We start from the raw sequence: 17,358 nt of genomic DNA on the forward strand, positions 1-17,358 counted from the left end.
GCGCCTTGCCGCGGGGGCCGTGGTTGGTCTTCCGGTGACGACTACTGTCGGCCGAATCAGGCGTGCGCGGCCGTTTACGTCTCGTACCCGCGCCCGGCCGGGCCGGTGCCGGTGTGTCGGGTGTGTGGGAGGTGGCAGGTGGCGGTGGGCGGCGTGCACGGCCAGCAGCACCAGCAGGGCGGTGACCACGGTGCCGACGCCGGGCGCATCTCCGCAAACATGGCAGTGAACTGCGGAGGTGCGTGCGGAGATGGGTGTGGTGTGGTGCGGGGCATCTCCGCAATCGGGGGTTCATCTCCGCAGGGGTTGCGATCGGTGGCCCTGGCTCCGTACGTGTTTGTGCTGGTGGGCGGGGGGTGCGGCGTGGGGCGGTTTCCATGTCAGCGAGGGACTTGCGTGCGTTTTTGTCAGTGGCGGAGGAAGTGGCGTAGTTCGGTGAGGAAGCGTTGGTCGGTGTCTTCCAGGAGGTAGTGGCCGGCGTCTCGGTACACGTGGGTGCGGGCCTCGGGGAAGCGGCGGCGCCATTCGGTCAGGATCGCCTTGTCGAGGACGGGGTCGCGCAGGCCCCAGCCGATCAGTGTGGGGAGGCCGGAGAACTGGGGGAGGGCGCGACCGGTCTGGTGCAGGAGCGGCCAGGCGCGGTCGCCGGGGCGCAGCGGAATGTCCTGGACGAATCGCTGGATGGCGCGTCGTGTTCCGGGGCGGCTGGTCGGGGCCAGGTAGGCGGCGCGGACGGCTCGTGGCATCGGGCGCCGGACGCCGAAGGGCGGGCTGGTGGCCAGGCGGGCGAAGGCGTTGTGCCTTAGGAACAGGCGCTCGCCCGCGCGTGTGTCGCGCAGCAGCCAGAACGGCATCCGCAGCGTCGGCCTGAACCGTTCACCGTGGGGGTTGGGGAAGGCGGCGGTGTTGCACACGACCAGGCGGGCGACGCGGTGCGGATGGCGGGCGGCCCACGCCATGCCGATCGGTCCGCCCCAGTCGTGCATGATCAGCGTCCAGCCGGTCTCGGGCGCTCCGTGGGCGGTGATGAGGTGCTCGACGAGGGCGTCCAGGTCGTCGACGCGTGAGGCCAGGGTGTAGGTGTAGCGGTCTTCGCCGGGAGCGTCCGACAGGCCCATGCCGATGTGGTCGGGGACGACGCAGCGGAACCGGTCGCGCAGGGCCAGGACCGGGCGCCGCCACATGTAGCTCCATGACGGGTTCCCGTGCACCATCAGCACGGGAGGGCCGTCGCCTTCGTCCAGATAGTGCTGGTGTATCCCCGAAGCGTGGCGGAAGCGGTGCGAGGTGAACGGGTAGTCGGGGTACCGGGTCATCGGCCCGCTCCGAGCGGTGATCGACGGAGGTGGGCGGCCAGCCGGGCCAGGCCCTCCGCGGTGCTGACGTGGGGCCGGTACCCCAGGTCGCGGCGGGCGGCGGAGATGTCGAACCAGTGCGCGGTGGCGGCCTGGCTGACCAGGAAGCGGGACAGCGGCGGCTCGCCCCGCACTCCCGGCAGGCGGTACGCGCACTCGGTCAGCCAGGCGGCGGCCGCCACCGGCCGCTTCGGCAGGCGCCGCGTCACCGGGGGGAGGCCGGCGGCTTCCAGCAGCGCGTTCGTCCATTCGCCCAGGCCCTGGGGTTCGTCCTGGGTGATGAAGTAGGCCCGTCCGCACAGCGGTGAGCCCGGCCCCAGCCGGTCCAGCGCCAGCAGGTGCGCGTGGGCGGCGTTGTCGATGTAGACGGTGTCGACGAGTTTGTCGGTGGCGCCCAGCAGCCGCAGGCGACGATGCCGGGCCGCCAGCCGGGGAAGGAAATGCGGGTCGCCCGGCCCCCAGATCAGGTGCGGCCGCAACGCCACCGTCGGGACCCGCCGTGCCGCCGCGCGCACGAGCACTTCCGCCACTGCCTTGGTGCGGGGATAGGCGGCCAGGAACCGGCGGGCGTAGGGCACCGATTCGTCCACGCCCTCCAGGTCGCGTCCGTCGTGGACCACGCTCGGCGACGACGTGTGGACCAGCCTGGCGCCGACCCGGATGCAGGAGCTGAGCACGTTGCGGGTGCCGTACACGTTGATCTGCTCGTACTCCCGGCGCCGACCGCCCACGCCCGCCTTGGCGGCGCAGTGGACGACCGCGTCGCACCCCTCCACGGCGGCCTGCACCGCGGCGCGGTCGCGGATGTCGCCCAGATGCTGGACGACGCCCCAGTCGGCCAGCGCCGGCGAGTGACCTCGCTGTAGGGAATGGACGATGTCGCCGCGTTCGGCCAGCCGCCGGCAGATGGCCTGCCCGAGGAAGCCGCCGCCCCCGGTCACCAGCACCTTCACCGCGCCCCACCATCCCCCGTGAGATCGTCGGGATGCGTCCGTCGGTCGCTGGCCTTGAGGCGGTGGGCGGCCCAGGCGGCCAGGACGTGTCTGCGGATTTTGCTGTGGTGGCGGACGTCCATCGGGAAGCGACGGTGGAACAGCACGTCGTCGAGCCCGGCGGTGTGCGGTTGCTGCTGGGCCAGGGCGAGGAGGTCGGCGCGGATGCGTGCGCGCTCGCGGCGGGACGTTCCGTGGTCGGGCTCCACCACGAGCACGGGACGCTGTGCGGGAGCCGCCCCGACGCCGACGAGGGCCGTGCGGTGCACGCCGGGCACCGTGTTGAAGATCGGCTCGACGTGGTCGGTGTACCAGTCGCCGTGTTCGGTGCGGACGCGTTCGGCCTTGCGACCGGCGAACCACAGTCGTCCCTGCGCGTCGATGGTTCCCAGGTCGCCCATGCGGTGCACCACCTGGTCGCCGTCGGCGATGCGGGCCAGCGCGGTGGCGTCGGGACGGTGCAGGTAGGGGTCGCTGACGGCGGGCGATGTCACGGTGATCTCGCCGACGGTGCCCGGTGCGACGAGCAGGTCGTCGCTCCATCGGTCGATCGGCTCGTCGGAAACGGCGATGACACGGACCTGGGCGTCCTCCAAGGGACTCCCCAGGCATGTCCCGGCGCCGCTGTTGGTGGCCGCGGCGGTGGCGGCGAGTTCGCCGCAGCCGATGGTGCTGACCGGCATGCACTCCGTCGCCCCGTACACCGAGTAGGCGACCGCCTGCGGTTTCAGGAAGCCGCGTACGCGGTCGAGCGCGGCCGGTGACAGGGGTGCTCCCGCCGTCAGCACCACGTTCAGCGAATCCAGGACGAGTTCTCTGGCCCGGCAGTAACGCGCCAGCCGATCGAGCAGCGCCGGCGCGGCGAACAGCGCCCCCACCCCGTGTCGGCGGATGTCGTCCACCAGGACCGCCGGACTGGCCCTGTCCAGCCGCCGCGGATCGATGTCGGGGCACACGACCGTCGCGCCCAGCAGGGGAGCCGCCATCGCGAACGGCGGAAACGTCGACAGCATCCGCGTGCCCGGTCCGATCGCCGCGCTGTCACTGAGCATCCGCAGCAGCGGCAACAGGTGCCGACGGCGCAGCGGCACCCCCTTGGGAGGGCCGGTGGAGCCTGAGGTGTAGGCGAGCAGCGCCATGTCGTCGGCCCGCCCGGGCTCGTACACGGGATCGCAGCCCGGCGTGCGCGGGCGGTGCGGCCTCGTGCCCAGCCACAGCCGCCGCGGCCCGACGGTGATGCTGGTGCGGACGCTGCCGCGCCCCCAGCCGAACACCACCCTGGCGAACTGGGCGAGGGGGATGCCGATGAACACCTCGGGCGCCGCCTCGGCCAGGCACGAGCGCAACTGCCCGGGCGGCAGGCCCGGATCGACCACGACGGGCACCGCGCGCAACCGCAACAGGGCGAACACCACGGCCAGCAGGTCGGGGCCGGGCGGTACGAGCACCACCGTGCGCGTGCCGGCGCGCACCCCGGTTCGCCTCAGGGCCGCCGCCGTGTCGTCCACCAACCGCGCCAGTTCCTCATAGGTCACCGCCACCGCCGTTCGGCAGGCCACCGCCTCCGGCCGGCGACGCAGATGCCCGTCAAGCAGTCCCGCCAGATCCGCAGTGATCACCGCAGACCCCCTAACCGACGCACCCCGCACTCGGATGGTCACTAATCGTAATGACTCGCTCACGCAAACTCATCACCAAAACCCACTTCTAACCCCGCAGTCACACGTGCAGCCGGTGCGGCGCGGCGAGGGCTCCCTCGATCCGGTGTGCGGCGGTGCACAGGGCGTTGACCCACGTGGGCAGGGTGTCGCGGTCGAAGCGTGCGGTGGGCAGGGCCAGGGAGAGGCCGGCCAGGGGACGGCCGTGGTCGTCCTTGATCGCCGTGCCGATGGCGGTCAGGCCGGTTTCGGTCAGCTGGTGGTTGATGGCGAAGCCGCGTTTGCGGACCAGGGTCAGTTCGCGGCGCAGCCGGGGCAGGTCGACGTCGTCGACGCCTTCGTACAACGCCGCCAGCTCCTCGGACGGGAGCGCGGACAGGATGGCCTTGCCGCCCGAGGCCAGGTGGGCGGGCAGGCAGCGGCCCTCCCGGTCGCCCACGCGCAGGATCTGCGGGGATTCGACGGTGGCGACGAAGCGGACCTCCGTCCCGGCCAGGACCATGAGGTTGACCGACTCCTGCGTCTGGTCGACCAGGCGGCGCATCTCGGGGATGCCGGCGCGGCGCAGCAGGGCGACGGGCGCCTCGGAGGTCTCCGCCGGGCGCAGCACCTTGCCGGGGCCGTAGCGGCGGTCGGGCAGCCGTTCGGCGAAGTCGCGGTAGACCAGCATCGCCAGCAGCCGGTGGGCGGTGGAGGCCGCCACGCCCAGGCGCTCGGCCGCGTCCGTCACCCGCAGCGGCCCCTCCTGCTGCAGCAGGGCGGCCAGTTGCAGCGCGTGGTCGACGGAGTTGAGCGCGTAGGGCGGTTTGTTCCTCATAGAAGAAAAAGCTTATCCGCCATCCAGAATGTGCGGAATGTTGGAGAGGTGGCGTCCGCGTCCCTCGCGAGCGCACCGTCTCCCGTCCCACGAAGGAGGCTTCCACCATGACCGTCACCGACGGATCTCCGGTGACCATCGTGGCCACCGACGCCGACGACCAGCCGCGGCGCACGCCCGAGCTGGAGGAGCTGTACCGGGGGTTCGAGTCCGAACTGCTGGTGCCGCTGTGGACCGAGATCGGCGATCTCATGCCGCCGGCGCCGAGGTCGAAGGCGGTGCCGCACCTGTGGCGGTGGGATCGGCTGCTGCCCATGGCCGAGCGGGCCGGACGGCTCGTGCCGGTCGGGCGGGGCGGCGAGCGGCGCGCGATCGCGCTGGCCAATCCGGGGCTGGGGGGACGGCCGTTCGCCACCCCCACGCTGTGGGCCGCGATCCAGTACCTCAACCCGGGAGAGGACGCGCCCGTCCACCGGCACACCCAGAACGCCTTCCGCTTCGTCGTGGAGGGCGAGGGAGTGTGGACGGTGGTGGACGGCGACCCGGTGGCGATGCGCCGCGGTGACTTCCTGCCGCAGGCGGGATGGCACTGGCACGGCCACCACAACGACACCGACGCGCCGATGGCCTGGATCGACGGGCTGGACATCCCGTTCCAGCACCTGGTCGAGTCCACGTTCTTCGAGTTCGGCCCCGACGAGGTCGAGACCCGCGAGACGCCCCAGCGGTCCCGTTCGGAACGGCTGTGGGGGCATCCGGGGCTGCGGCCGCTGACGCACCTGGAGCCGACACCGGCGACGCCCCTGCTGGCCTACCGGTGGGAGTACACCGACCGCGCGCTCGCCGAGCAGCTCGCGCTGGAGGCCGAGGGGCACCGCGCCACGGTGGAGCCGGGGCACGCCGCCGTCCGCTACACCAACCCCACGACCGGTGGCGACGTGATGGCGACCGTGCGGGCCGAGTTCCACCGGCTGGCGCCCGACACCGCCACCGCGCCGCGCCAGGAGGTCGGCTCGTCCGTCTTCCAGGTGTTCGACGGCACCGGCCAGGTCACGGTGGGCCGGCAGAGCTGGAGCGTCCAGCGCGGCGACCTGTTCGTGGTGCCGTCGTGGCAACCGCTGACGCTGGCCACCGAGGGCGGGCTCGACCTGTTCCGGTTCAGCGACGCCCCCATCTTCGAACGGCTGCACCAGCACCGCGTCCAGTACAAGGAGACCGCCCAGTGAAGCTCGCGACCGTCCGCACCGACGAGGGAACCCGCGCCGCCCGGCTCACCGATGACGGGCATGTCCTGCTGGACGCCCCCGACGTGGGCGCCCTGCTCGCCCGCGACGACTGGGCCGACGTCGCGGCGTCCGCCCGGGGGCAGGCGCGTCCGGTGGCGGAGGCCGTGTTCGCGCCCGTCGTACCGCGGCCGGGCAAGATTCTCTGCGTGGGGCTGAACTACCGTCCCCACATCCTGGAGATGGGCCGGGACCTGCCCGAGCACCCCACGCTGTTCGCCAAGTTCGCCGACGCGCTGATCGGCGCCCGCGACGACATCCTGCTGCCGCCCGAGTCGTCGGCCGTGGACTGGGAGGCCGAGCTGACGGTGGTGATCGGACGCACCGTCCGGCGGGCCACCGAGGAGGAGGCCGAACGGGCCATCGCCGGGTTCACGATCATGAACGACGTGTCCATGCGGGACTGGCAGTTCCGCACGAAGGAGTGGCTGCAGGGCAAGACGTTCGACTCCTCCACGCCACTCGGCCCCGTCATGGTCACGCCGGACGAGCTGCCCGGCGGCGTCCGTCCCGCGCTGTCGCTCGGCTGCCGGGTCGACGGCGAGGTGATGCAGAAGGCCAACACCTCCGACCTGGTGTTCGACCCGGTCACCCTGGTGCGCTACGCGTCCACGATCATCACCCTGCGGCCCGGCGACGTCATCGCGACGGGCACGCCCGGCGGGGTCGGCCACGCCCGCAAGCCGCCCCGCTACCTGACGGACGGCGCGACCGTGGTGACCGAGATCGAGGGCATCGGCCGCCTGGAGAACACGGCGAGGACGGCATGAGCGCGCGATCCCGGACGGACGCTCGCACCTGGATGGACCGGGGCACCGAGCTGTTCCTGGGCGCCGTCGACCGGCTCACCGACGAGGAACTGGCCGCGCCGACCGCGTTGGACGGCTGGACGCGGCGGCACGTCGTCGCCCACGTCCACGGCAACGCCGAAGCCCTGCGGCGGCTGCTGGACTGGGCCGCGACCGGCGTCGAGAACCGCATGTACGCCGGTCCGCGGCAGCGGGCGGAGGAGATCGAGGCCTTGGCGGCGCTGCCCGCCGGCGAGCTGCGCACGCTGGTCCACCGGTCGGCGCGCGCCCTGGCCGAGGACATGGACGCCCTCCCCGAGGACGCCTGGCGCAGTCCCGTGGTGACCGCCCAGGGCCGTACCGTCCCCGCCGAGGAGATCCCGTGGATGCGGGCCCGGGAGGTGAACGTGCACGCCGTCGATCTCGGCGACGGCGTGGCCTTCGCCGACCTGCCCGAGGGCTTCAACGCCGCGCTGGCCGCCGAGGCCGCGTCCAGGCACGCCACTCGGGGGGACGCCGCCGCCCTGGCCGCCTGGCTGACCGGACGCAGCCCCAAGGCGCCCACGCTCGGCCCCTGGCTGTGAACGCCCGTCCCAAGAACGGCTCAGCACGCCCAGCACCCCCAGCACGTCCCTGAACGTCACGCACGAGGAACGCAACGATGAACACCGCACCTGACCCTGCCGACGTCGTGGTGGTGGGAGGCGGCATCGGCGGGCTCTCCACCGCCTACGCGCTGGCCACCGCCGGGCACTCGGTCCGCGTCCTGGAACGCGCGCCCGAGTTCGCCGAGGTCGGCGCCGGCCTGCAGATGGCGCCGAACGCCACCCGGATCCTGCGGGAGTGGGGCCTGCTCGACGAGGTCCTGGAGGCCGGCGTCACCCCCCGGCGGCTGCTGTTCAGGGACGCCCTGGACGGCGGCGAGCTGACCCACCTGGACCTCGACGACGAATTCGTGCGCCGCTACGGCGGCCCCTACGTCGTCATCCACCGCAGCGACCTGCTGGCGATCCTGGTGCGCGCCTGCGAACGGGCCGGCGTGGCGCTGGTCCCCAACTGCCAGGTACGGGACGTCGTCACCGGTCCGGACGGCGCCACCGTCCACAGCAACTTGGGCGACTACCAGGGCGCCCTGGTCGTCGGCGCGGACGGGCTGCGCTCCACCCTGCGAGCCGAGCTCAGCGACGACGAGCCGATCTGCTCGGGGTACGTGGCCTACCGGGGTGCGTTCCCGATGGCGGACCTCGACATGGACGCCGGCGGCTTGCAGGACGTCGTCTGCTACGTCGGCCCCGGCTGCCACCTGGTGCGGTACCCGCTGCGGCGGGGCGAGATGCTCAACACCGTGGCGGTCTTCAAGTCCCCCGCCTACGAGCGAGGCGAGGAGGACTGGGGCGGCCCAGAGGAACTCGAAACGGCGTTCGCCGGGGCGTGCGAGGACGTCCGCAAGGCCCTGGCCGCCCTGTGGCGGGACCGCCGCTGGCCCATGTACGACAGGCTGCCGATCCCCACCTGGACCGCCGACCGTTTCGCCCTCACCGGCGACGCCGCGCACCCCATGCTGCAGTACCTCGCCCAGGGCGCCTGCCAGGCCATGGAGGACGCGCACTGCCTGGCCACCCAGCTCGGCGACGCCGGAGAGCCCGACTGGGCCGCTGCGACCAAGCGCTACGAGGCCGAACGCACCGAGCGCACCGCCCGCGTCCAGAGCACGGCCCGCGTCTGGGGCGACATCTGGCACGTGGACGGCATCGGCAGGCTGCTGCGCAACGAACTGTTCCGCCAGCGCGACCCCCGCGACTACAGCTACGTCGACTGGCTCTACGGCCAATAACCCCTGCCCCAGCGCCCCGAGGAGCTCGTCCGCGGCCCCGCACCGCCGCCTCAGCCATTGGGAGCCGTGGGGGTGGCGGACCCGACCTGCGGCCGGTCGTGTGAGCCTCGCCCGCCGGTCTGCGCCGGCGGGCGGGGCCGAGGACGGTTGCCGCGTGTCGCCTTCGCGGTTCTTCCGGAGGCTGCGGCGGCACCTGCCGGGCGGGCTGCCGGTGACCTTCGCGCCGACCGGCGCCAAGGCCGACGACCGGCGGCCCCTGCCGGGCATGCTGGACGCCGCCGGCGGTCAGTTCGGCCCGGTACCACGGTCAGACGACCGTCGCCGACAAGCACCGCGCCACGGGGCGGCGACGGTGGCGCGGATGCGGCGGGCTCGCGGCGTCCGCGCCCGTCCGTGCGCGCGCCAGGTGGCTCATCTCGCCCGGTAGGTCGCGCAGGCGAACGGTGTTATCACCACGGGGATGTGGTGCCGTTCGCCGGGATCCGACACCCGGAAATCGATGGTGACCCTCGGGTAGAAAGGCGCCAGGCCCAGCGTCGTGTAGTACCCGTCGATGTCGAGTTCCAGCCGATGGACCCCACGCGCCAGGAACAGTTCGCCGCTCGGGGCACCGAACTCGCCCTCCTCGTCGGTGTGCCCCTTGGCGATCTCCTGCCACTCTCCCTCGATCTGGCTCCCGAGCTGCACGGCGACGCCTTCCGCGGGCCGGCCGTGCATGCTGTCGACAACGCTCACCAGGATGCTCATGGCCCCATCCGTCCGCTCAGGCTGTGGCGAGCCGGACAGCCGGGGGCACGGGCGTACACGGTCGGCGTTCAATCATGGGGCGCTCGCCTTCGCTCGGGTTCTGCGGCAGCTGACAATGGTGCTGCAGAAGGCTGTTGGGGGATAAATGTTCCCAGCCGCCGCTATCGCGGCGCTATCGCCGAACAATCCTGATCCTGTCGCTTCCGGTATGGCCGCCCGATAGGGCTGCGATAGCGACGGGATGCGCCCGGCCTTGTTTAGTACTGCTAGACGAACTCACGAATTGGTCAATGTGGAGGTTGGCAGTGAGTTGCGCCGTGAAGCACTGGAATGCCGGCACCTATGTGGCGATGTGCGCGCGCGGTGACGCGCAAATCTTGCTGAACGTCGTTGCCGAGGCGCACCCGGACACGAACGGTTCCCCGTGCGCCGTCATCGCGCCGCCGGCCGATGCTCCGTTCCGGGGCGCGGCACCCGGCGGCCCCCCGTGGGGCTGATCTGACCGTCCGATTTCCGGCCTTGATGTTGACGACGGCCGACTGGGCCGTTCCACGACGCCGGTCGAGCTGTGGAACGGCCCAACCGGCCCGTGTATCGAGAACAGGCCCGGCCGCGGGCGTTCGGCGGCGCGTCACGCACCGCTCGCGGGCACCGTTTCCGTAACCCAGCGCCCCGGAGGCTCAAGCCCGGTCGGTCACTCCTGGACGTGGCCGGCGACCCTGGACAGCGCCGTGGAGAGTTGCCCGGCGAGCGTGGGGTCCGCGTCGCCCGCCAGACTCGCGGCCGCTCGCCATGCCTGTTCGGCGGCATCGGTGCGCCCCTCATGTTCGTGCAGGCGCCCGACCATTTCCAGGACCCGGGCACGCCACACCGCGGCCGAGCCGAGATCGCTCAGTGCGCCGAGCGCCTCGTTGAGTCTCCGCATGGCGTGATCGACCTTGTCGCGATCGAAGTCGATCTCCGCCAGCGCCAGCAGCGCCCGCCCGCGAAGAAGCAGATCGCCGGTGTCGTCGGCCAGGTTCACGGCGTCCTCGAGATCGGCCTCGGCCTGCCCGTGCAGTCCCTGCCTGGACCGGACGACACCCAGGCCGAGCAGCGCGTACGCCTGGCCGACGATGTCACCGCCCTGCCCGGCGATCTTCCAGACCGAGCCGAACGTCTCCTCCGCCTTGTCCAGGTGGCCCCGGTGCAGGGAGAGCTCGGCCAGCTCGTACTCGATCTGCGCGGTGACCCGGCGCGCGCCGAGCTTCCGGCAGACCTCGTAGGCCTGGCCGAGAAACCGCTCGGCGATGTCGAAATGCCGCCAGTCGATATGGATCTGCGCCATGTCCCGCAGCATGTGCGCCTCGCCGATGAGGTCGCCGACCCGCTGGAAGTCGGCCAGCGCCGTCTGGTAACGGGTCAGTGCCGGACCGTACATGCCGCCCAGACGGTCGACCACCGCCAGGCCGCCCTGCGCCAGCGCCCGGCCATGGACGTCGTCGAGGCTCTCGAACAGCTCCAGCGCGCGCCCGAACTCGCGTGCCGCGTCGTGCACCCGCCCGGTGAGCGCGACCGTGCCGAGGGAGTAGAGCATCGCCGCCTCGCCGCGACGGTTGCCCGCGGCGCGGACGACCGCGAGCGCCCGTTCGTGGCTCTGCCGCCAGTCGTCGACGTACGAACCGGATTCGAACAACGTCACCGAGGTCATCGCCAGGTCCCAGCAGACCTCGTCCAGACCCGCCTGACCGGCCTGGAGCACGGCCGCGACCAGTGCGTTGTGCTCGCTTCGGAACCAGCCGAGCGGGTCCTTCAGCAGATCGTCGGTGGTGGCTTCGGGGAGGGGCCAGCGCTCGCCGTCCCCGTGCAGGACGCTGAAGTCGCCGCCGTACTCGCGGCGATGCGCCTCGGCGGTGAGGAACAGCCAGCAGCCGAGCAGCCTGCGCAGTGCGGCGCCGCGCGCCTCGGTCGGCTCCTCGTCGACCAGCCGCTCCACCGCGTAGATGCGGACGAGGTCGTGCAGCTGGTAGCGCAGCGGTCCGTCCTCTTCTATCCGGACCTCCACCAGGTGGGCCTCCACCAGCGTCTCGAGCGTGTCCTCGGCGACGTCGACCTCGCAGTCCAGCAGCGGCGCGCCCACCCAGGACGCGAAGTCGACCGGCCCGAGCAGGCTCAGCAGCATGAGCAGTCGGCGGGCGTCCGCGGCGAGGCTCTCGAAGGAGAAGGAGATGGTGGCCCGGACGCTGATGCCGTCGAGATCCAGCTCGTCCAGCCGCCGTCTTTCGTCCTCCAGGCGGCGGACCAGGCGGCTGATCCGCCAGTGCGGTCGAGCGGCGAGCTTGGCCGCCGCGATGCGCAGCGCCAGCGGCAGGTTGTCGCAGAGTTCGACCAGGGCGCGTACGGCGTCCTCTTCGGCGTCCGCCCGTTCCCGGCCGATCAACCGCGCCACGAGGGCCATTCCCGACGGCTCGTCGAGCGCCCCGACCTCCAGCTGGGAGGCGCCCTCCAGCCCGGCGAGCCGGTTCCGCGAGGTGACGATCACCGCGCACTGCGCCGACCCCGGCAGCAGCGGGATCACCTGGTTCACGCTGGACGCGTCGTCGATGACGATCAGCACCCGGCGTTCGGCCAGCCAGCTGCGGTAGAGGGCGGCCTGGTCCGCCACCTCGGCGGGCAGCGCGGCGGGCGCGATGCCGAAGGACCGCAGAAACCGTTCCAGCAGCCAGCCCGAGCTTTCCGGCTGCTCGCCCCCGTTGCGCATCTGGGTGAACAGCTGGCCGTCCGGGTAGCGGTCCTGAAGCTGGTGCGCCGCGATCAACGCGAGCGCCGTCTTGCCGACCCCGCCCTTGCCGGTGAGGACGACGACCGGCACGCGCCTGGCCCTGTCGTCGGCCCCGTCCGGGGACAGCAGGGCCAGCACCTGCTCGATCAGCTGGTCCCGCCCGGTGAAGTCGGCGGTGGCCGCCGGCAGCTGGTGCGGTGCGGGAGTTGCGGCCAGCCATTCCTGCGCCGCACCCCGCACCACGCCGCCGGGAAGGTCCAGGGACCGGTCGCTCGCCAGGATCGCGCTTTCGAGACGGCGCAGCTCCTTGCCCGGATCGAGGCCGAGTTCCTGTTGGAGGATCTCCCGGCCGGCCCGGAAGACGTCGAGCGCGTCGGCCTGCCGGCCGGACCGGTAGAGGGCGAGCATCATCTGCGCGCGGAGCCGTTCGCGCAGCGGATGCTCGGCGACGAGCTCACTCAGCTCGCCGATGATCTCGCGATGCCTGCCGAGCTGGAGTTCCAGGTCGAGGCAGTCCTCCAGCACGGTGAGCCGGGTCTCGTCCCACCGGGTGGCGTACACGCGGATGACCCGGCTTTCAATGCCCGCCATGGCCGGCCCCCGCCACAATGCCAGGGCGGCTCGATAGTGGCGGGTCGCCTCCTGCAGCCGTTGCTCGGCGGCCGCGGCCGCGCCCTTGGCCGCGAGGTCCTCGAAACGTTTCAGATCGACCGCGTCGTCGGGTGTGCGGAGCACGTAGCCGGGCGAACGCGTTTCGATGAGCTGCGCACCGGAACGGCCGAGCAGGCGCCGCAATGCCGACACGCTGATGTGCACCTGGCTTTTTGCGGTCGCGGGCGGTGTCTCGTTCCACAGCGCGTCGACCAGCCTGCTGACCGGCACCACACGATTCGCTTCCAGCAGCAACATCGTCAGGACGATCTCCTGTCGAGGCGCGGGCAGGCCAAAGGGCTTTCCGTCGACAACGACCTCAACCGGGCCAAGCAGCTGAAATTCCATCCCCCGCCCTTTCGAGATCGTCCGCTGTTGGAGCTCGTTGTCGGGAAAGTCGGTAGTCTACCCGAATGGCCAACTCTGGATACCTGACGAGCATTGCGTCCGGGTTAACTTTCGGACATTTTCGAAACGATAGTTACCGGGGGGTGGTGAATTCAGGTCGGCCGGAACGCGGCTAGCTCCCGGCGTCCGCCGGTGCCCGCTCCAGCAACTCCTCGATCTCCGCCATTTGCCGGGGCGTGAGCGGCCCGTGCTCCAGCGCTCCGGCGTTCTCCTCGGCCTGCCGGACGCTCTTGAATCCCGGGATCGGGACGGTCTGCTCGCCGCGCGCCCAGATCCAGGCCAGCGCCCCCTGGGCGAGAGTGCGGCCATCGCTGGTCAGGATCTCGCGTATCGCGTCCAGCCGTTCGAGATACGTGTTCTCGGGCCGGCCGCCGTCGAAGTACGTCACCCACTCGTGGCCGGCGCCGCGCACATCGTCCGCCGGCAGCCGTGAATCGGCGGTGAACTTGCCGGTCAGCATGCCCATGGCGAGCGGACTGATGTTGATGCTGGCCAGGTCGTGCCGGCGGCAGACGTCGAGCATGGCCGGAGCGTCGTCGAAGACGTTCAGGGTGTGCTCGACCGCCGCGCAGTTGGGCCGGGTCGCGAACAGGCGCGCGCAGTCGGGGTCCCACGTGCTCCAGCCGTACGACCGGATGAGACCCTCTCGGCACAGGTCGTCCAGGGCGTCGGCGAGGTCCTCCGCCACCGGCTGCGGTACCGACCCGACGTGCAGCAGGTAGAGATCGATGTAGTCGGTGCCGAGCCGGCGCAGGGAGGCTTCGCACGCCCGCCGGGCATAGGCGGGCGACGTGTCGGTGCCCGCGACCTCTTTGGTCGCGGAGTCGTACCTGAATCCGAACTTGGTGGAGATCACGGCCCGGTCGCGCCGGCCCTTGAGCGCGTCGCCCAGGACGGTCTCGCTGTGGCCCGCGCCATAGGCGTCGGCCGTGTCGAAGAAATTGACGCCCACGTCCAGGGCGTGGTGGATGGCTCTGACCGACTCGCGGTCGTCGACCAGGCCCCATCCGTCCGGCTTGCCGTCGAAGCGGAAATTCCCGCCGATCGCCCAGCAGCCGAAGCCCATCGGGCTGATCTTGATGCCGGACTTCCCCAATGACCGCGCGAATGGCACAGGCCCGCTCATGTGTCGTCGTCCCTCCAGAACTTCCGGCGACCGGCCGGGAGAACATTGAGTCGCGCCACCGCTACTCCCCGTGGAGGCTGGTCGGCGGTCACCCGCCAATTGCGCCAGCCGGGGCGATCGTACGTGGTGACTGAGAGCTTTTCTAGGGAGTTGCATGGGTTTTCACTGTCGTCGGAGTCGTTGACCCAGGGTGTGTCGATGGTGACAGTTCGTCGCCTGGGAAGGCGCAGGAAAGCGCGAGCCGACGACCGTCTCGCGCTTTCCTGCCGCGGGGGTTCTACGGATGTTCCGGCAGCAGCGTGGGCCGGGTGAGCGGCCTGGGCGGGTCGTCGTACATCCGCCGGAACTTTCTGGACGTCGCCCATTGGGCCAGTCCGGCGATGGCGGCGGCGGAGATGGTGAGATTCACCAGGAAATGCACCGCCGTGTAGTAGGCCAGGAACAGCGCACCGCGCTCCGCGAGTACGAACCTGTACATGCCCGCGTCCGCGGCGACGGAAATGGCCAGCAGGAGCACCGGAGCCAGTGCCCATGGCCAGCCGAAGACGACCGGCAGTGCCACCGAGGGGACGGCGAGGAACGCGGCGACGCTGCTCCACACGCGCGACGCCGTCTCGAATCCCTGGGCGAACTCCTTCTTGCGCGCGTACAGCGGCACGCGCACCCGGCCCCGGTGGAACAGCTTGCGCAGCAGCCCGCGCAGCGAGTCGTCGGGGTCGTGCCGGCCGCGCAGGTCCGCGGTGAGGCGGATCTGGTAGTTCCGGGAGAGCCGGTGCCCGAACTCGACCTCCTCCGACCAGCGCAGCCGCGGGTCGAACGGCCCCACCTCCGCGAAGACGTCCGCGCGGATGGCGAACATCGCGGAGAACAGGAACGACACGATCCCGTTGGGCGTGAGCGACCAGTAGTGGTACTGGAGGGCGCGGTACTCCTTGATCATCTTGTCTCTGATCAGCGGGACCGGGTCCTCGATGCCGCAGATGGCGCCGACCTTCGGGTCGGCGTTGAGGACCTTGACCGCGTTGGCCACCGCATCGGGCTCGATCACCAGGTCGGAGTCGACGAAGAACAGGATCTCGCCGCGGGCGTGGGCGGCCCCCAGGTTGCGGGCGACCGCCTGCCCGGCGTTGCGCCGCGTGCTGATCACGGTGACGCCCATCGACTCCGCCACGGCGACGGAATCGTCGGTGCTGCAGTCGTCGGCGACCAGGATCTCCAGCGGCGAATAGGTCTGCGCCTGGATCGCCTCCAGGCAGCGGCCGAGCGTCGCCGCGTAGTTGTAGTTGGGCACGATGACGGTGACGAGGGGGTTGGGGGACGACATGAATGCTCACCTCCGCTTTCGGGTCATCGGTCCGCCGCCGGCCTCCCACCCGAGGCCGGCGGCGGACCAGGCCGGACCAGGCCGGACCAGGCCGGACGATCGGGTCAGGCCGCGGGCAGCCGGCTCGGCAGCAGCCGCGCGGGCAGCCGCTGCGGCACGTTGCGCCCGAGCGCGCGGTACCGCCATCCCGCGGCGCGCCAGCGATCCCCGTCGAGGGTGTTCCGGCCGTCGATGATCCGCCGTTCGGCCACGACCTCGCCGATCGCGGCCGGATCCAGCTCACCGAACTCCGCCCATTCCGTCAGGTGCAGTACGACCGCCGCGCCCTGGGCCGCGTCGGCGGCGGACAGGGCGTAGTCCAGATCGGGGAACTGCTTGCGCGCGTTGTCGGCGGCCTTCGGGTCGTAGACGCTGACCTCGCTGCCGAGTTCGCGCAGCGCCGCCGCCACGGCCAGCGCGGGCGAGTCGCGGATGTCGTCGGAGTTCGGCTTGAACGCCGCGCCGAGCACGCAGACCCGCCGGCCGGCCAGGGATCCGCCGCACTCCTCGCGGGCCAGCTCGATCACCCGTTCCCGCGCGCGCAGGTTGATGTCGTCCACCTCGCCCAGGAAGCGCAGCGCGTGCCCGACGCCGAGCTCGTCCGCCCGGGCCCGGAGCGCCCGCAGGTCCTTGGGGAGGCAACCGCCGCCGAAACCGATCCCCGGCCGCAGGTAGGTGTGCCCGATGCGCGGGTCGAGCGACAGCGCCTCGGCGAGCTTGCGCACGTCCGCGCCGGCCGCCTCGCACACCTCGGCGACGGCGTTGATGAACGAGACCTTCGTCGCCAGGAACGCGTTGGCCGAGGACTTGATCAGCTCCGAGGTGGGGATGTCGGTGACGACGACCGGAACGCCGCGGGCGATGAGGTCGGCGTACAGGTCGCGGAGCACCTGCTCGGCGAAGTCCGAGCTCACCCCGAAGACGAGCCGGTCGGGGTCCAGCGTGTTCTCGACCGCGGTGCCCTCCTGCAGGAACTCCGGGTTCCACGCCACCTCGACCGGGACGTCGGGGCCGCACTGCCGCCTGAGCCGTTCGGTCAGCCGCGCCGCCGTCCCCACGGGGACGGTCGACTTGCCGATGATGAGGGACGTGCGGCGCAGGTACGGCGCCAGCCCGTCGATCGCCGAGAACAGGTAGCTCAGGTCGGCCGATCCGCTGTCCGGCCGCTGCGGGGTGCCGACGCAGAGGAAATGGACGTCGCCGAACTCGGCGGCGCGCCGCAGGGACGTGGTGAAGGACAGCCGCCCGCTGCCGACGTGCCGGCGGATCATCTCGTCCAGCCCCGGCTCGTAGAAGGGGACGCGCGCCTCGGACAGGGCGGTGATCCGGTCGGGGTCGATGTCGACGCCGAGCACCTCCGCGCCCAGCTCGGCCATGCAGGCCGCGTGCGTCGCCCCGAGATATCCGGTGCCGATGACAGTTACTCGCATTGCAGTTCCTCGGTTCTGTGGGGGGTGTGCCCGGTGGCCCGTGCCACGCCGCGCGGCGGCGTGGCACGGCCGGCCGTGGAAGGGATCAGTCGTGGCGGGTCGGGTGGACGGGTCGGGTGGACGCGCCGGTCGTGGAGCGGACGTG

General features: G+C 71.6%; 13 protein-coding genes. 4 read left to right on the top strand and 9 right to left on the bottom strand.

The window, feature by feature from the left end:
* Positions 1-407: 407 nt before the first annotated feature.
* The 4 genes from ABZ801_RS10960 to ABZ801_RS10975 form a co-directional block, all read right to left on the bottom strand.
* A complete protein-coding gene (locus ABZ801_RS10960; protein WP_360695779.1) occupies positions 408-1,316 on the bottom strand; it encodes an alpha/beta fold hydrolase in 909 nt (302 codons plus the stop codon).
* Positions 1,313-2,308 (bottom strand): NAD-dependent epimerase/dehydratase family protein, encoded by a 996-nt coding sequence (locus ABZ801_RS10965; protein WP_360695782.1) that lies wholly within the window; start codon positions 2,306-2,308, stop codon positions 1,313-1,315. The genes ABZ801_RS10960 and ABZ801_RS10965 overlap by 4 nt, the downstream gene beginning before the upstream one ends.
* Complete coding sequence (locus tag ABZ801_RS10970; protein WP_360695785.1) at positions 2,305-3,966, bottom strand: fatty acid CoA ligase family protein; 1,662 nt, start codon at positions 3,964-3,966, stop codon at positions 2,305-2,307. Before ABZ801_RS10970 ends, ABZ801_RS10965 begins: the two co-directional genes overlap by 4 nt.
* A gap of 100 nt (positions 3,967-4,066) precedes the next feature.
* Positions 4,067-4,822, bottom strand: coding sequence for an IclR family transcriptional regulator (locus ABZ801_RS10975; RefSeq protein WP_360695789.1), 756 nt, complete (start codon positions 4,820-4,822; stop codon positions 4,067-4,069).
* 107 nt (positions 4,823-4,929) lie between these two features.
* Here ABZ801_RS10975 and ABZ801_RS10980 point away from each other — a divergent pair, with 107 nt between their 5' ends.
* The 4 genes from ABZ801_RS10980 (at position 4,930) to ABZ801_RS10995 (ending at position 8,727) form a co-directional block, all read left to right on the top strand.
* Positions 4,930-6,048 carry a cupin domain-containing protein gene (locus ABZ801_RS10980; protein WP_360695792.1) on the top strand — a complete coding sequence of 373 codons (1,119 nt, stop codon included), beginning with the start codon at positions 4,930-4,932 and terminating at the stop codon, positions 6,046-6,048.
* On the top strand, positions 6,045-6,875 hold the full coding sequence (locus tag ABZ801_RS10985) for a fumarylacetoacetate hydrolase family protein (protein ID WP_360695795.1): 831 nt from the start codon (positions 6,045-6,047) through the stop codon (positions 6,873-6,875). The genes ABZ801_RS10980 and ABZ801_RS10985 overlap by 4 nt, the downstream gene beginning before the upstream one ends.
* The gene (locus ABZ801_RS10990) at positions 6,872-7,477 is read left to right on the top strand and encodes a maleylpyruvate isomerase N-terminal domain-containing protein (RefSeq protein WP_360695798.1); all 606 of its coding nucleotides are present in this window, start codon (positions 6,872-6,874) and stop codon (positions 7,475-7,477) included. The genes ABZ801_RS10985 and ABZ801_RS10990 overlap by 4 nt, the downstream gene beginning before the upstream one ends.
* Positions 7,478-7,554: 77 nt before the next feature.
* Entirely contained in the window at positions 7,555-8,727 is a 1,173-nt protein-coding gene (locus ABZ801_RS10995; protein ID WP_360695800.1) for an FAD-dependent oxidoreductase, read from the top strand.
* Between the two features lie 411 nt (positions 8,728-9,138).
* On the opposite strand, the gene ABZ801_RS11000 is transcribed toward ABZ801_RS10995, so the two are convergent.
* The 5 genes from ABZ801_RS11000 to ABZ801_RS11020 all read right to left on the bottom strand — a co-directional run bounded on the left by ABZ801_RS11000 (position 9,139) and on the right by ABZ801_RS11020 (position 17,213).
* Entirely contained in the window at positions 9,139-9,474 is a 336-nt protein-coding gene (locus ABZ801_RS11000; RefSeq protein ID WP_344955675.1) for a hydroxyisourate hydrolase, read from the bottom strand.
* Between the two features lie 694 nt (positions 9,475-10,168).
* Positions 10,169-13,144 carry a BTAD domain-containing putative transcriptional regulator gene (locus ABZ801_RS11005; protein ID WP_360695803.1) on the bottom strand — a complete coding sequence of 992 codons (2,976 nt, stop codon included), beginning with the start codon at positions 13,142-13,144 and terminating at the stop codon, positions 10,169-10,171.
* Between the two features lie 262 nt (positions 13,145-13,406).
* Positions 13,407-14,420 (bottom strand): aldo/keto reductase, encoded by a 1,014-nt coding sequence (locus tag ABZ801_RS11010; RefSeq protein WP_344955681.1) that lies wholly within the window; start codon positions 14,418-14,420, stop codon positions 13,407-13,409.
* Between the two features lie 277 nt (positions 14,421-14,697).
* Entirely contained in the window at positions 14,698-15,744 is a 1,047-nt protein-coding gene (locus ABZ801_RS11015; RefSeq protein ID WP_360695808.1) for a glycosyltransferase family 2 protein, read from the bottom strand.
* A gap of 104 nt (positions 15,745-15,848) precedes the next feature.
* On the bottom strand, positions 15,849-17,213 hold the full coding sequence (locus tag ABZ801_RS11020) for a UDP-glucose/GDP-mannose dehydrogenase family protein (protein ID WP_360695811.1): 1,365 nt from the start codon (positions 17,211-17,213) through the stop codon (positions 15,849-15,851).
* Positions 17,214-17,358 lie beyond the last annotated feature (145 nt).

It is taken from the genome of Actinomadura sp. NPDC047616 (genome assembly GCF_040642915.1).
Classification (GTDB): Bacteria; Actinomycetota; Actinomycetes; order Streptosporangiales; family Streptosporangiaceae; genus Spirillospora; species Spirillospora miaoliensis.

Coding starts and splice junctions, on each gene's coding strand:
- ABZ801_RS10980 (WP_360695792.1), top strand. CDS start 4,930: ATGACCGTCACCGACGGATCTCCGGTGACCATCGTGGCCACCGACGCC.
- ABZ801_RS11000 (WP_344955675.1), bottom strand. CDS start 9,474: ATGAGCATCCTGGTGAGCGTTGTCGACAGCATGCACGGCCGGCCCGCG.
- ABZ801_RS10960 (WP_360695779.1), bottom strand. CDS start 1,316: ATGACCCGGTACCCCGACTACCCGTTCACCTCGCACCGCTTCCGCCAC.
- ABZ801_RS10975 (WP_360695789.1), bottom strand. CDS start 4,822: ATGAGGAACAAACCGCCCTACGCGCTCAACTCCGTCGACCACGCGCTG.
- ABZ801_RS10995 (WP_360695800.1), top strand. CDS start 7,555: ATGAACACCGCACCTGACCCTGCCGACGTCGTGGTGGTGGGAGGCGGC.
- ABZ801_RS10990 (WP_360695798.1), top strand. CDS start 6,872: ATGAGCGCGCGATCCCGGACGGACGCTCGCACCTGGATGGACCGGGGC.
- ABZ801_RS11010 (WP_344955681.1), bottom strand. CDS start 14,420: ATGAGCGGGCCTGTGCCATTCGCGCGGTCATTGGGGAAGTCCGGCATC.
- ABZ801_RS11015 (WP_360695808.1), bottom strand. CDS start 15,744: ATGTCGTCCCCCAACCCCCTCGTCACCGTCATCGTGCCCAACTACAAC.
- ABZ801_RS11020 (WP_360695811.1), bottom strand. CDS start 17,213: ATGCGAGTAACTGTCATCGGCACCGGATATCTCGGGGCGACGCACGCG.
- ABZ801_RS11005 (WP_360695803.1), bottom strand. CDS start 13,144: ATGTTGCTGCTGGAAGCGAATCGTGTGGTGCCGGTCAGCAGGCTGGTC.